Consider the following 14,739-nt stretch of genomic DNA (forward strand, 5'->3'; position numbering starts at 1 on the left):
ACATCTGCCTGAATTCATTAACGAGCCATCATTCAAAATGGCTTCCCATTTTACGCTGGACCAGCTCGCAGCCATTCCACAGGTTGATCTGCCAGAAGACATTTTGTCCGCACTGAAAGCGGATCTTGCTAACGTAACCTTCGAATCCGCAGCGGCTCCTAAAACGAGCAAAGCTATGAACCTCAAATCCGATTCGCTGGCAGGCAAAGTGATTACCATCACAGGCGCTGGCAGTGGTATTGGCCGAGCAAGTGCAGTGTTGATGGCATCGAGAGGAGCAAAGCTTGTTCTGGTGGATTACAACGTAACAACAGGGGAAGAGACACTTGAGCTTGTGAAAGAACAAGATGGCGAGGCGATTTTTGTTCAAGCCGATGTATCCAAGGAAGAGGATGTAAAAAACTATATTCAAAAAGCAGTTGAAACATTTGGTAAAATCGATGTCGCGTTCAACAATGCAGGCATCATTCAGAAGTTCCAACCGTTTCACGAAACGTCTCTAAACGATTTCTCACGAATCATCGACGTTAACCTGAAAGGGATCTTCCTGGGGATGAAGCACGCTCTCAACGTGATGGTTCAACAAGGCTATGGCCACGTGATTAATACCGCATCAACAACAGCACTTCGCGCTGAGCATAGTCTGGCCGCTTATACAGCGAGTAAACACGGTGTTGCTGGATTGACAAAAGCCGCAGCGATTGAGTACGTCAGAAAAGGCATTCGTGTGAATGCCATCTGCCCTGGGGGTGTAGCCACTACGCTGACCGCAGCTGTTCCACAAATGTTGCAAGAGAGCGACTACATGCCTGAAGAATTCCCGAATATGAGAATTGGGCGTTTTGCAGAGCCGGAGGAGCTTGCTGAACTCGTTGCATTCTTGGCATCGGACGGCTCCAGTTATATGACAGGCTCCATCATTGTAGCAGACGGTGGATTGACACTTTAAGGATGAACAGCAAGTCTTTCGATCATGTTTCTAGCGATTTTAAAGCAGATTCCTGATCTATTTCGTTTCATTTTATTCATAAGAATCGTGCATAAAATATAAAGACAAAAAACTGATTCAGCATACCTGAATCAGTTTTTTTGTCGTTCAAACAGCAGCAATACTTTCTGTTTGGATTGCGTTATTTGATCTTAACAATGCGCTATATCTGTTATATGTGCCAGGACATAAAATGAAAGTATAGAAGAGGAAGAGAAATTCAACATGAAGAGTAACGGAGGCGAGTGTTATGGGAGTTGCAGTGAATGAGAAGCATATTAAAGTAGATAATACGCCGACTCAGCCACCCCGGGAAATACCAACGAAAAAGTTAATTGGTGATTCAATGGGACAGTTCGGGTTAAACATTTCAAGTGGATTGTTAGGTTTGATCACGTATTATTATACGGATGTCGTTGGTGTATCTGCCGCTGTAGTCGGTACAGTAATGCTGCTGACCAAAGTTTTGGATGCGTTTGCAGACATCGGTATGGGTGTACTGGTAGATCGAACCAAAACCAAATATGGGCAAGCCCGTCCCTGGTTGTTATGGATGACCATTCCAATGTTCATCTCATTATTCTTAATGTTTTCCGTGCCGGATATAAGTTCCACAGGCAAAATCATATATGCGATTATTACGAATCTTGTGTTCTACATTTTGGTGTTCACTCCAACCTCGATTCCATATACCAGCTTGATGGCGTTAACAACGCGTAACAGTTACGAGCGTTCCTTAATGGGTATCATCCGTTCAAGCAGCGGGTATTTGGCAGGTATGGTTGTTGCCGTTGCATTTGTTCCAGTCGTTACAGCCATGGGGAATAGCAGAAGTGACTGGACGTTGCTCGCAGCAATTTTTGCTGGTGTTGCAGCAATCGGGATCTTCATTGCATTCCTGTCCAATAAAGAAAAGTACAATAATGTTCAACTGGACGAACTCGGTATGTTTCAGGATAAAACGCCGATTCGTGAAGGACTGAAATTGCTTTTTGCCAATAAATACTGGGTGTACATGTTCTTCGTAATGGCTCTCGCCAACATTTTGTTTGCTCTGGGTGTAGCAGCAGGAAGTTATTATGCCAAGTACATTTGGGGTAATGTCAGCCTGATCGGCATCATGGGCGCTATTGGTTTGATTCCCGTAATTATCGGATTTGCCTTATCCGGACCGTTTATCAAACGTTACGGCAAGCGTGCCACGGCCCTTGGCGGTATTGTTATCGGATTCCTCGGAGCAGCTGTTCGGTTAGTCGCTCCAGAGAGCATTACATTGGGTCTGATCTGTTCAATCTTCCAAACGCTTGGTACGATTCCACTCATGGCAGTAGGTGGAGCACTGGTTACAGACACGATTGAATACGGTGAATGGAAATTTAACAAAAGACTCGTTGGTTTGACGAATAGTGTAATCGGTTTCGGTTCAAAAGTAGGCACAGCCATTGGTACAGCTATGATTGGATGGTTCCTCGCACTGGGAGGATATGTTGAACAAGCCACAACCCAAGGAGAAGGAGCCAAGCAGGCCATCATTGCGTTGAATATATACGTCCCGATTGTTGTATTCATTCTTCTAGCAGTATTCCTTTATAAAAACAAGCTGGACAAGGAATATCCAACCATTATTAGAGAGCTTGAAGATAGAAGAAAGGCATAATAACATAAAGTTGCCCTTACACACAGCCAATCGCTTGTGTGTAAGGGCACTTTTATGTTGATACAATTAGTTCAAAAAAGCTTGGGTGTTAAGATGGCCGGCAGATTTTGAAGAGTTTGTGTACCCGGGTAGAGCTGGCTTACCGCATCAAATTTGATTTTTGCAGTAATATCGGAAAAGTGATTCGCGAACCCTCTCAGCACCAGTTGGCCCTCTAGCCTGGCCAATGGAGCGCCCAGACAAAAGTGAGGTCCTTTGCCGAAGGCTAGATGACGATTGCTGTTGGGACGGTAGATATCAAAGCGGGAAGGTTCGGGAAAATGTCTAGGGTCATTGTTCGCTGCACCCAGCCAGGTTAACACAACGTCTCCTTTTTTCATAGGAACGCCCAGGATGTCCGTATCCTCTGTTAGCACACGATCCAGTGTCGTTGGAAAACGATACCTTAATGATTCTTCCACGGTATTCTCTATCAACTCTGGATCTGCGGCAATATCCTGATAGATTCCGGGTTGATCATACATAAAACTGTAGAACAGGCTGTTTATCATGTTGGTCGTAGTTTCGTTCCCAGCAGCAAGCAGCCCCAAGCTAAAGGTAACAACCTCTTCATCGGTCAGCTGATCCCCATCCAGCTCGGCAAGTGTGAGATCGGAAATAATGTCCTCGGCAGGATGCTTTCTCTTCTGCTGAACAATGGGGAGCAAAAATTCGTTAAATTCCTGCATAGCCGCATACTTCGCATTTATCTGCTCCTGCTCATTACCTGCAGCATTGGGGAAAAATAACATGTCAGACCAGGCTTTGATCTGTGCGCGGTGTTGCCTCTCCACCCCAAGCAGATCGGCAATGACAGTAACAGGAAGTGGGACCCCTAAGTCTCGAACGATGTCCACATCATCTTTTGCCTTCATCTCAAGCATTAACTCATCAACGATAGCCGCAATTTGAGGCTCCCAGGTTTTTAACTGACGTGGGGTGAAGGCACTAGAGACTAACTTTCTAATATCACGTTGAACAGGGGGATCGACAGAATTGATGTCCACTCGGGTAACTACCGGTGGAACCGGGGATACACTCCGTTTACGTACACTGGAGAACCGTTTCCAGTCTGTTAAAACGGTATTGACATCATCATAACGATACAGATTCCATACCTGCTGCTCCTCGTCAAAATAAATGGGATGATTCTCCAGCATGTCCTCATAGTAAGCATATGGATTCCAAAGTTCTTCAGTTGTCTCTAAATTCGATACCTGATGAATAACGATCGATCTGTTATCAGTCCGCATGTCTCCTCGCCATCCTTTTAAGTAGATTGAAAATCACTAAATAATGATAGTCAATCTATCATTATTTAAATAAAACTTAACATAAATCATACTTATTTATCAATTAAATGAAATTTTTTACTCAATATTAATTATTTAGAGCTATTCTTAGGGTCGCAGATGGAGAAAAATTTTCATATCAAAATGCAGAAAAATGTCGAATAAAGTGATTGCTAACTAATTTATTGTGTGATATTATGATCCAGTAAACGTTTACATCGATAACGAATTGAATATTAGCAGTGTTTGGCTGTTACTGGTAAAGCAGGCATGACCAAAATGATTTTGCATTTTCCTTATGTGAGTAGGGGAAGCATATCGTTTTGGTCTTTTTTTATATCCAAATTCAGAAATGAGGCAAACGTATGGATTATCGCAAATTGGGACAAGAGATTACGGAGTTGGTTGGAAAAAAAGACAACATCGCCCGGCTTACGCACTGCGCAACCCGACTGCGGTTCGAACTGCACGACATCTCCAAAGCAGAGACAGAAAAGCTTAAAGCACTTCCAGGTGTCATTACCGTTGTGAATAATGGCGGGCAATACCAGGTTGTCGTGGGCAATGAGGTGCAACAGGTCTATCGTGTTATCACTCAACAGATGGGTTCTGCAACCCGAAGTGCGGACTCCAAATCGGCTTCTGGCAAAAATAACGGACCAAAACAAAAACAGAGTTGGATCTCCAGATTCATCAGCGTAATCTCAACGACATTTACTCCGGTCATTCCGGCAATCATTGGCGCGGGTATGATCAAAGCGATATTAGCCGTACTTGTGCTGACAGGCCTTGTAACGACGGAAAGCCAAAACTACTATATCCTTAATACCATTGCGGACGCGGCTTTTTATTTCATGCCTATTCTGCTGGCTTATGGAGCTTCCATTAAATTTGAAACTAGTCCCATTCTGGCGATGACAGTTGCCGGCGTGTTGTTACACCCCGGATGGAGCGCCCTTATGGCGGAAGGAAAAGACGTGTTTTTCATCGGTGTTCCAGTTCGACTAACCGATTACGCGGGCTCCGTGCTGCCGATTATTATCGTCGTTTGGCTCATGTCCTATATTGAACGTTTCGCGGATCGGGTATCGCCTTCAATGATCAAATTTTTCACGAAACCAATGATTGTGCTGTTGATTACAGCACCACTTGCATTGGTGGCGATTGGACCTTTCGGAACGTACCTGAATGATCTGGTTGCCATGGGTGCAGAAGCGATTAATGCCAGAGCCAGTTGGCTGATTCCTTTGTTAATGGGAACTTTGCAACCATTCCTGATCGTAACAGGCACTGCATGGGCGATGACGCCGATTGCAACTAGCCAACTAACCAAAAATGGATATGAAATGATCAACGGTCCGGGAATGCTCGCGTCCAATATTGCTCAAGGTGGGGCCACCCTTGCTGTAGCATTAAAAACAAAAAACAAAAAACTGAAACAGCTCGCTGCTTCATCCGGTTTCACCGCCGTACTGGGCATCACGGAACCATCCTTGTACGGTGTAACTTTGAAACTGAAGAAACCCTTAATTGCCGCAATGATTGGTGGTGGTGTAGCAGGGATATATGCTGGTCTGACTGGATTAGTACGTTATGCCTTCGTTTCTCCGGGTCTTGCCGCGTTACCTGCATTCATTGGCAGCAATCCGATGAACATCGTTCATGCCATTGTGACTTGTCTCATCGCTTTTATCGTTACCTTTGCTCTGACATGGATCATTGGTTTTGAAGATCCAGTGGACGATGAAGAAGAAGGAAATACCAACGTTAACGATGACAAGACACTTTCCGGGCAGCCTGTTCAAGACAACAGCCCAAACACACAGTCTTCTACAATAACAAATGCAAATGTACTGAGCCAAAATGAATTACGCCCACTTACGATCGCCAGCCCGATGCAAGGGGAATTAGTCCATCTAGACCGTGTACCAGACGATGTCTTCTCTTTGGGATTACTGGGTAAGGGTGCTGCCATTATTCCTGCCAAAGGAGAACTGTATGCACCAATCGCAGGTGAAGTTACGGCTTTCATGGACTCCAAACATGCGGTCAAATTAAACGGTTATGATGGAGAAGAGGTGCTCATTCATATTGGAGTGGATACCGTCAACCTGAAGGGGCGACATTTCGACTCTTCCATTAAAGTAGGGGATCGGGTACAACAGGGTGACTTGTTGATCCGCTTTGATATCGATGCCATCAAGGCGGAAGGGTATGAAGTCATAACCCCGATCATTATCGCCAATTCGGATCGTTTCCCGGACATTAAGCTGGAGAAACAGAGCCCTGTGGAGGTTGGAGCGACGATTATCCACCTTTCGTAACAACCGTAATATGGTCCGTCACATATCTTGATCAACATTTAAAATGAAGGAGTGTTTGAGATGTTATATCAACACATCAAACCATTCCCCAATGAATTTCTGTGGGGAGGCTCTACCTCGGCCTATCAAGTGGAGGGAGCTTGGAACGAAGATGGCAAAGGCCTGTCCGTCATCGATATGTGTGATCATCCGGCTGGAACCGCCGATTTCACAGTTGCAAGCGATCACTATCACCGATTCAGAGAAGACGTGAAGCTTTTTGCAGAGCTGGGCCTCAAAGCATACCGTTTTTCAATTGCATGGACTCGAATCTTACCTTCAGGCACAGGGGCTGTTAATGAGAAGGGACTTGATTTTTATCACCAATTAATTGACGAATTGCTGCTCCATGGTATTGAACCCATTGTGACCATGTACCATTTCGACTTACCCTACGAGCTTGAGAAAACCGGAGGATGGAACAACCGGGGGACGATCGATGCCTTTGTCGAGTATGGGCGTATCTTGTTTGAGCATTACGGGCATAAAGTGAAATATTGGTTGACCATTAATGAGCAAAATACGATGATTCTCCATCCCGGTGCTATTGGTACACCAAAAGGCGGACGTCTGCCTTCCAGTAAGGAACTGTATCAGCAAAATCATCACATGTTTGTAGCTCAAGGTAGAACGATGCGACTATTCCATGATATGCTCCCGCAAGGCAAGATTGGTCCTGCATTAAACATGACATCCATGTACCAGGCAACCTCCAGACCAGCCGATGCAATCGCTGCTCATAACTGGGAGACGATTCGTGGATGGGGTTTTCTCGACTTATCGGTGTGGGGACGGTATAATCCATTATTCTGGAGTTATTTACAGGAACGCGGCATCGAGCCGGTTATTGAGCAGGGTGACATGGAAGATATCCAGTCTGGCCGCCCCGATCTGATAGCAATCAACTACTACTCGACGGCAACCATTGCCGCCAGTATGGGTGATGCGTCGGATGTTACAGCTCGTGCGGGTGATCAGCAAATTATGCTTGGCGAGCAGGGAGTATACCGGGCCGCGGAGAATCCTTATACGGAAAAAACGACATATGGCTGGGTCATTGACCCGGTTGGCCTAAGGCTGACATTGCGTAAGGTATGTGAACGATATGGTCTCCCGATTTTAATTACGGAAAATGGTATAGGAGCCCCAGATGTACTGGAGGCAGATTACACCATTAACGATACGTACCGGATTGATTTTATCGAGAAACATCTGGAACAGATCAGACTGGCTCTAACGGATGGAGTAGATGTGATTGGTTATTGCCCTTGGTCCGTTATTGACGTGGTAAGCACACATCAGGGGTATGGGAAACGTTATGGAATGATCTATGTAAACCGCGGTGAACAGGATCTGAAAGACTTGAAGCGTTTGAAGAAGAAAAGCTTCTCGTGGTATCAAGAGGTCATTAAACAGAATGGCAGATGTATCGGAAATTCGGATCAGGCGGTCACGAAAGAATAAAGGATCGTGATGAATTCATGAGAGTAATCAAAATATTAAATAACAGCTTGCTTCTGACCAAAGATGAACAAGGACAAGAGATGATTGTCATGGGAAAAGGGTTGGCATTCAAAGGCAAAGTCGGCGAGCGACTCGATGAGGAGCATATCCAGAAACGATTCATTCTGCAAAATAATCCGTCTGCCCTGGCTTACGTACGAACCATCGAAAACATGCCAGAAAAACATGTGAATGTCATAAACAAACTGATTACCAATGCAAAAGAAAAGCTGTCTCTTGACGACCAAATCTTCTTTACGCTAATGGATCACTTGTCGTTTGCCATTGAACGATGGAAAAAAGGTGTAGCATTACAGAATCGCATGTTATGGGAGATCCAGAGGTTTCATCCTGTCGAATTCGAACTGGGCCTTGAAGCCGTTCAGATGCTGAATCTAGAATTGGGTATTGAACTGCCGGAAGAAGAAGCAGGGAATATCGCTTTTCATTTTGTGAATGCCCAAACGCATGAACAGAATATGGAGCGCACGATGCAATCCGTTAAGATGTTAAAAGATATTTTTAACCTGATTCAATACACCTTTGATATGCAATTGAACAAAAATTCTATCCATTATGTGAGACTCGTCACACATCTGCAATTCTTCATCCAGCGTTTACAAGAAGGGCGTCTAGGCAATTCGGCGAAAGATTTTATATTTCAACACATGGTGAAGGAGCATCCGCTTGAATACAAATGCGCGGAGATGATCAAAACCTACGTGCAGAATATGCTGGACATCTCCATATCAAACGAGGAATTATTATATTTGATGATTCACATTGCACGAATTGTGCAGGAGGAACAGGGTGACGAGGGACGATTATAAAACAAAGTTAAAGTTATATTCCCTTATTTTTGGGGAAAGCGATTCTTTGAATATCTGACGCCCTTGATTTCCAGCATGTTTATATGCCTGTTAGCAGACAGGAAAAAAGATACTTTTTAACTATGACCGTTTTCTCGTATTTTATCGGGAAACGGTCTTTTATTTTTGCAAATATGTAGCGGCTTTTTTGATATTCCACGCGAACGAACTCCAGCTTCCTAAACTCACATGAGATTACCAAATGATAACTTTTTATTATGATTATTGGAAATTTGTTATATGTAAGCGCTATCCAAATAACTATAATCTATTTATCTGGATGTTAATCCGTTCAGAAATACTTAGACCAAATCATGAGGAGGAATTGTATGAAACGGTTAGGTCAATGGAATATAACAGCCTTGGTTCTTGTGCTGGTACTCGCCATGCTTCCATTTTCGAATGTCTCACATGCATCCAAGGCAGTTACAGAAGTGGAGGAAAGTCATTTGAGCACAAACTTTGAAGACGGTACACTTCAGGGATGGACTCCACGTATCGGTAGCGAAAGGCTGACAGTGACACAACAGGAAGCACACGAAGGCCAGTCTAGTATGCTAGTTTCCAACCGTGAGCGCTCCTATCATGGACCAATGCTATCCATGAAGGATCTGCTTGAGCGTAACCAAGAGTATGAAATTATGGCATATGTAAGACTTACCCAGCAGCCCACCACGGATCAAACACTACAGCTCACCACATATAAAAAAACAACTGCCGAAAGCTGGAACCCGATAGGTAGCGTGAAGATTACCAAAGCAGAATGGAATACATGGCACAAGATCACCGGAAAATTTCAGTATAGCGATGATCCCACTGAATTGAATTTGTTTATCGAAACACCCTACATCTCTGAAGATAGTGTAGATACGTTATCGTTCTATGTGGACGATGTATCTTTTACTTTGGCCGAGCAACTGGAGATAGAAGAAGAGATTCTGTCTCTGGAAGACCTGTATCAAGATGATTTTCCCATTGGGGCAGCGGTGTATCGCTGGCAGTTGGAAGGCGCATATGGACAACTGCTCACCAAACACTTTAACAGCTTGACCGCAACCTATGAGATGAAACCGAAGTACATGTCTCCTTCCGAAGGTGTTTATGAGTTCGAGGCAGCCGATCAATATGTTCAGTTCGCTGAGGAGCATGGTATGGGCGTACGCGCACATGCGTTGTTGTGGCATATTGATGCTGCAGAGTGGATGTTCAAGGATCCTCAGGGTAACCCTGCGAGTCGAGAATTACTGCTTGCCCGGATTCAGGATTACGTTGAAACCGTCATGACCCGATACAAAGGTAAGATCTATGCCTGGGATGTGGTAAACGAGGCGATTGCGGATAGCAATGGTGATGCCAACGGTTTACGTAAAAGTCCCTTTTATGAACTAATCGGTCCGGATTACATTGAGAAAACTTATGAATTTGCTCGTGCAGCCGATCCGGATGCCAAATTATACTACAACGAATACTTCACGGAAGTCCCTGAGAAAAGAGAGCATATGTATCAGTTGGTCAAACGACTGAAAGAGAAGGGACTCATCGATGGAGTGGGTTTGCAATCCCACTATAATCTGGAATCCCCGCCCATCGACGAAATTGAAAAAACGATCAACATGTTCGTCGAACTTGGATTGGATATTCAGATCACGGAACTGGATGTGGATAGCGGAATTCCATTTGGTGAAGAGATGTCGGATGAAGTTGCGGTGAAACAGGCGTATCGATATAAGGAATTGTTGGATTTGTACCAAAAACACAAAGATCACATTTCTTCAGTTACCTTATGGGGACTCCAAGATGAGAAGTCTTACAACAACCAGGCTATGCTGTTTGATTCAGCCCTGAAGGCCAAAAAAGCATACTGGGGACTTGTGGATGAATCCAGCTTGCCTGTGTTGACACAGAGAGCCGTCTCACTTTCGGGTAAACCGGATATCAAAAAACAGTCACAAAATCCGCTCTGGAACAAAGCGGTGTCTACTCCACTGAAGGGTGACTCTTCGGGATCAGCCAGTTTCCGCACCTTATGGGATCAAAGTAACTTGTATATCCTTGTGGATGTTCAGGATGCGAATGCAGATGTGAATGACAAAGTAGACATCTTTGTTGATCTCAATAATGGCAAGACCACTTCCTATGAAGCAGATGACCGACACGTAATCATTAAGCGGTCGGGCAAAGCTGAGGGCGCGGAGCAGCGTTCATATCGTGTACGCGAGACAAAAGCCGGATATCAGGTTGAATTGTACATTCCATGGGGTGGTATACAAGTCGGTTCAGGATATGAAGTTGGTTTGGATATCCGTGTGACTGATGGCGCTGCAAGTGGGACACAACCTTATAATCCACTGTACTGGAATGATCGAACACAATCTCAGGAACAAGATACAAGCAAATACGGCGTGATTCAACTTGCACCTATGCCCCAATCTGCACAAGCTGTGCAGGGAATTGTTCAGATTGATGGGAAGAAAGACGCCCTATGGAATAAGGCTGTTCCATTTGAGGTAAAACGGTTGAATCAGACCGAAGGTGCAGAGGCAGTGGCTCGCGCAATGTGGTCAGGTGAGTATCTATATCTGCTAATCGATGTCACTGATCCAAACATCATCACAGATAGTATCAACCCATGGGATCAGGATTCGGTTGAGATTTTCCTGGACGAGAATCACCAGCGCACACCGTATTTTCAATATGATGATGCCCAGTTCAGAATCAGTGCAGACAATGTGGCAACCTTTGCAGGCAGTGCCTCACCCGGACGTCTTGTAAGCGCTGTGAAGAAAACGAATAAAGGATACCTCGTAGAAGCCAGAATCCAGTTGAATTCACTGACGCCAAAGGCTGGAAATGTCCTCGGTTTCGAGCTTCAAATTAACGACAACCAGGGCGGAGGTAAACAGAACGTAGCCAAGTGGAATGATACGACCAATGAGAGCTGGAGAAACACTTCCCAGTACGGAATACTCACTTTTGTCGGAAAGAACAAACTCGGGCATTAATCCATCGGCAGTAATTGTAAGAGTAGAAACCATCATAACAGTGGATAAAACTCAACCATTGTTATGATGGTTTTCATCGTTTACATACGTCACTCAAGCTGATGAGGTGGGATACAAACTGCCTTGACTATATTTAACAGCCCTTGATATACTAAATGGATGTTATTTTTTCTTTTATGGGAACAAGAAAGTAATCAACTACATACAACCGTTTGCGAGGGAGCCTTAACCGGCTGAGAGGGTGTTAAACCGACCTTACCTGATTTGGATCATGCCAACGTAGGGATGCAACGATGAAACGCTGTACTTGGGTAGCTCATGCGTACCCCTTGTTTTAGTGTATTTGTCTGCGAAACATCCTATGGATGTTTCGTTTTTTTGTTTTTAAATACATACATTATGAATTGGAGGAACACACGTTGACTATTTCAGAGCGACTATATCAGGCAGCACAGCCTGTGTGGAAGGAATGTCTTGAGCATCCCTTTGTTAAAGGGATCGGGGATGGTTCTTTACAGGTTGAACAATTTCGTTATTATTTGCTGCAAGACTACTTGTACCTGTATGATTATGCCCGCGTATTTGCACTAGGTATCGTCAAGTCGCACGACCCCAAATTGATGCAGTTTTTTAGTAAAAACGTAGATAACATCCTGAATGGTGAAATGAAAATTCATCGTTCTTATATGGAGCGATTAGGAATTACAGAGGATGATGTTTTTCAGGTAAAACCTGCACTGAAAAATGCAGCCTATACAAACTATATGCTCTCAGTTTCCCATGCGGGCGGTATAGCAGAAGTACTTGTATCGATTCTGGCCTGCTCGTGGAGCTATGCAGAGATCGGTCAAGTTCTTTCCCAAAAGCCAGGTGCAGCTGATCATCCTTTTTACGGAGAGTGGATCACAGGATATGCTTCCTCTGAATACAACAGCAACAATCAATCCCTTGTGGCGTTAACGGATAAGCTATTAGAAGGCTGTAGCGAGGAAACGTACCAACGAATGGAAGATATTTTCGTGATGTGCAGTCGCTTTGAGCTTGATTTTTGGGAGATGTCATGGAGGCTGGAGCCTTAAGTTCACTGGTCGTTCATTCAATTAGAGAGTACCATATGACGCCACTCATTCAGATTCATTTAAGAATTGCCATCTATGATGATTACATATAAAAAGATTTAACAACAATCATGAGGTGATGGCAATGAGTATATACAAATGGCCTAAATTTATCGGTGTAGCGGTGTTATGTACTGCAATGCTGACGGCATGCAGCTCGACTAATCAAGGAAGTGTGGACTCGGAAAGTAATTCGACTGAAACAGAACAAACGAATACGGATAATCAGAGTAAAACGGAGAATACTGCGCAGACAGTAGGGTATGCCGATCAAATCAACAAAAATGAGGTTATGTCCATTTCGATTGATGTGGATGAAGCGGCATGGAAAGAGATGCTGGATAATGCAAATGAGGAGCAGTACATCTCAGCTAATATTACGATTAACGGAACAACGATTGAAAACGTCGGAATTCGTCCAAAGGGTAACTCCAGCCTTCGACAAGTCGCTAGCGATGATACAACGGATCGATATAGTTTCAAAATCAAATTTGATGAGTATGTTAAGGATCAAACTTGGATGGGGTTGGACAAGCTCGTTGTGAACAACATGATTAGCGACAATAGTTATATGAAGGAATACTTGAGTTATGACATCATGAGTTATATTGGCGTAGATGCACCTTTATTCGCATTCTCCAATATTAGTGTAAATGGAGATACTTGGGGTTTGTACCTGGCTGTTGAAGACATTGACAGCGGATATCTCGCCCGAGCCAAGAATGATGAGGGTGAACTTTACAAGCCGAACAATGATGACAACATGGGGGCAGGAGGAATGGGAGGGCCAGATGGCAATCCTTTTGCACAAGGGTATGGAGATATGCAGCCTCCTACTGAAGGTATGGCGCCACCGGATGGTGCAAGTCCGCCGAATATGAACAGCGGGACAGGGGAAGATGGAGCGAATACACTACCGGAAGCAGGGATTAAGGGTAACCGTGGTCCAGGTGGTATGGATGGAAGCGGCAATGGTGTTTCATTGGTGTATACCGATGACAAATCATCCAGTTACTCCGCCATCTTCGACAATGCTGAGACCAAAACAACAGAGGAAGATTATCAGCGTGTCATTGAATCGCTCAAAAACTTGAGCACAGGTACCGAACTGGAGAAATATGTGGATGTGGACGAAGTTCTGAGATATTTTGCGGCCCACACGGTCGTTGTCAATATGGACAGTTACACGTCCAACATGGGACATAACTATTATCTGTATGAAAACGATGGACAGATCAGCATGTTGCCCTGGGACTACAACATGGCCTTCGGTGGATTTCAAGCTGGCTCTGCATCCGATGTCGTGAATCTGGCAATTGATACCCCGGTATCAGGGGTCAGCCTGGATGAACGTCCAATTTTAGGAAAGCTCCTTGAGGTTCCGGAGTATAAGGCCAAGTATCATGAATATTTGCAGGAGATCGTAGATGGATACTTCGCAGACGGCAAATTTGAAGAAAAAATGCAAAGCCTGAACAACATGATCTCGGAATATGTGAAGCAAGACCCTACAGCTTTTATTACGTATGATAAGTACGAGGAAGCTGTTACAGAATTGACCAAACTTGGCTCTCTGCGTGCAGAAAGTATACAAGGGCAACTGGACGGAGATATCCCTTCCACGACCGAGAAACAAAAAGAGGACTCGGATTCACTGATTGATGCTTCTTCGGTTGACCTGTCCAAACTGGCTGAAAATAATACTCGAGGAGGCATGGGAGGTCGCGGTCGTGAAGCTGCAGAGAGTAATCAGTCTCAGGATGGAAAATAAGTGACTTACGTAAAGCGAACAGATAATCAAGATGAGTTCAGCGATCAGCAAAAGATCGGACATTGAAGTAGACGGATAGCCTGAAATTTAATAAAACCAATGCGTACCGACATTTTGTCGTTCGCATTGGTTTTTTG

The 14,739-nt window shown here is 44.3% G+C and carries 9 protein-coding genes and 1 riboswitch; of the genes, 8 read left to right on the forward strand and 1 reads right to left on the reverse strand.

Features of this window, described 5'->3' with window-relative positions:
• Nucleotides 1–175: 175 nt before the first annotated feature.
• On the forward strand, nucleotides 176–949 hold the full coding sequence (locus V6669_RS16250) for a glucose 1-dehydrogenase (protein ID WP_338594972.1): 774 nt from the start codon (nucleotides 176–178) through the stop codon (nucleotides 947–949).
• A 289-nt stretch (nucleotides 950–1,238) separates the two neighbouring features.
• On the forward strand, nucleotides 1,239–2,645 hold the full coding sequence (locus V6669_RS16255) for a glycoside-pentoside-hexuronide (GPH):cation symporter (protein ID WP_338586927.1): 1,407 nt from the start codon (nucleotides 1,239–1,241) through the stop codon (nucleotides 2,643–2,645).
• Nucleotides 2,646–2,716: 71 nt separating this feature from the next.
• Here the strand turns inward: V6669_RS16255 and V6669_RS16260 are convergent, their stop codons facing one another.
• Nucleotides 2,717–3,937, reverse strand: coding sequence for a cytochrome P450 (locus tag V6669_RS16260; protein ID WP_338586928.1), 1,221 nt, complete (start codon nucleotides 3,935–3,937; stop codon nucleotides 2,717–2,719).
• A gap of 404 nt (nucleotides 3,938–4,341) precedes the next feature.
• On the opposite strand from V6669_RS16260, the gene V6669_RS16265 reads away from it, so the two are divergent.
• From V6669_RS16265 to V6669_RS16290, 6 genes are all read left to right on the forward strand, one after another.
• Nucleotides 4,342–6,300, forward strand: a complete 1,959-nt coding sequence (locus V6669_RS16265) for a beta-glucoside-specific PTS transporter subunit IIABC (protein WP_338586929.1) — start codon at nucleotides 4,342–4,344, stop codon at nucleotides 6,298–6,300.
• A gap of 60 nt (nucleotides 6,301–6,360) precedes the next feature.
• Nucleotides 6,361–7,803, forward strand: a complete 1,443-nt coding sequence (locus V6669_RS16270) for a glycoside hydrolase family 1 protein (protein WP_338586930.1) — start codon at nucleotides 6,361–6,363, stop codon at nucleotides 7,801–7,803.
• Between the two features lie 17 nt (nucleotides 7,804–7,820).
• Nucleotides 7,821–8,672: a PRD domain-containing protein gene (locus V6669_RS16275; RefSeq protein ID WP_338586931.1), complete on the forward strand. Its 852-nt coding sequence runs from the start codon at nucleotides 7,821–7,823 to the stop codon at nucleotides 8,670–8,672.
• Nucleotides 8,673–9,040: 368 nt separating this feature from the next.
• Nucleotides 9,041–11,713, forward strand: a complete 2,673-nt coding sequence (locus tag V6669_RS16280; RefSeq protein WP_338586932.1) for an endo-1,4-beta-xylanase — start codon at nucleotides 9,041–9,043, stop codon at nucleotides 11,711–11,713.
• A gap of 206 nt (nucleotides 11,714–11,919) precedes the next feature.
• A riboswitch (TPP riboswitch) is annotated at nucleotides 11,920–12,017 on the forward strand.
• A gap of 115 nt (nucleotides 12,018–12,132) precedes the next feature.
• Entirely contained in the window at nucleotides 12,133–12,792 is a 660-nt protein-coding gene (tenA, locus tag V6669_RS16285; RefSeq protein WP_338586934.1) for a thiaminase II, read from the forward strand.
• Nucleotides 12,793–12,916: 124 nt separating this feature from the next.
• The gene (locus V6669_RS16290) at nucleotides 12,917–14,602 is read left to right on the forward strand and encodes a CotH kinase family protein (protein WP_338586935.1); all 1,686 of its coding nucleotides are present in this window, start codon (nucleotides 12,917–12,919) and stop codon (nucleotides 14,600–14,602) included.
• Nucleotides 14,603–14,739 lie beyond the last annotated feature (137 nt).

Origin of the sequence: Paenibacillus sp. Y5S-9, assembly GCF_036894235.1 — a bacterium.
Classification (GTDB): Bacteria; Bacillota; Bacilli; order Paenibacillales; family Paenibacillaceae; genus Paenibacillus.

What these genes read in the sequence shown, in the direction of transcription:
- V6669_RS16250 (WP_338594972.1), top strand. Translation starts at nt 176, where the DNA reads ATGAACCTCAAATCCGATTCGCTGGCAGGCAAAGTGATTACCATCACA.
- V6669_RS16265 (WP_338586929.1), top strand. Translation starts at nt 4,342, where the DNA reads ATGGATTATCGCAAATTGGGACAAGAGATTACGGAGTTGGTTGGAAAA.
- V6669_RS16270 (WP_338586930.1), top strand. Translation starts at nt 6,361, where the DNA reads ATGTTATATCAACACATCAAACCATTCCCCAATGAATTTCTGTGGGGA.
- V6669_RS16290 (WP_338586935.1), top strand. Translation starts at nt 12,917, where the DNA reads ATGAGTATATACAAATGGCCTAAATTTATCGGTGTAGCGGTGTTATGT.
- V6669_RS16260 (WP_338586928.1), bottom strand. Translation starts at nt 3,937, where the DNA reads ATGCGGACTGATAACAGATCGATCGTTATTCATCAGGTATCGAATTTA.
- V6669_RS16275 (WP_338586931.1), top strand. Translation starts at nt 7,821, where the DNA reads ATGAGAGTAATCAAAATATTAAATAACAGCTTGCTTCTGACCAAAGAT.
- V6669_RS16280 (WP_338586932.1), top strand. Translation starts at nt 9,041, where the DNA reads ATGAAACGGTTAGGTCAATGGAATATAACAGCCTTGGTTCTTGTGCTG.
- V6669_RS16255 (WP_338586927.1), top strand. Translation starts at nt 1,239, where the DNA reads ATGGGAGTTGCAGTGAATGAGAAGCATATTAAAGTAGATAATACGCCG.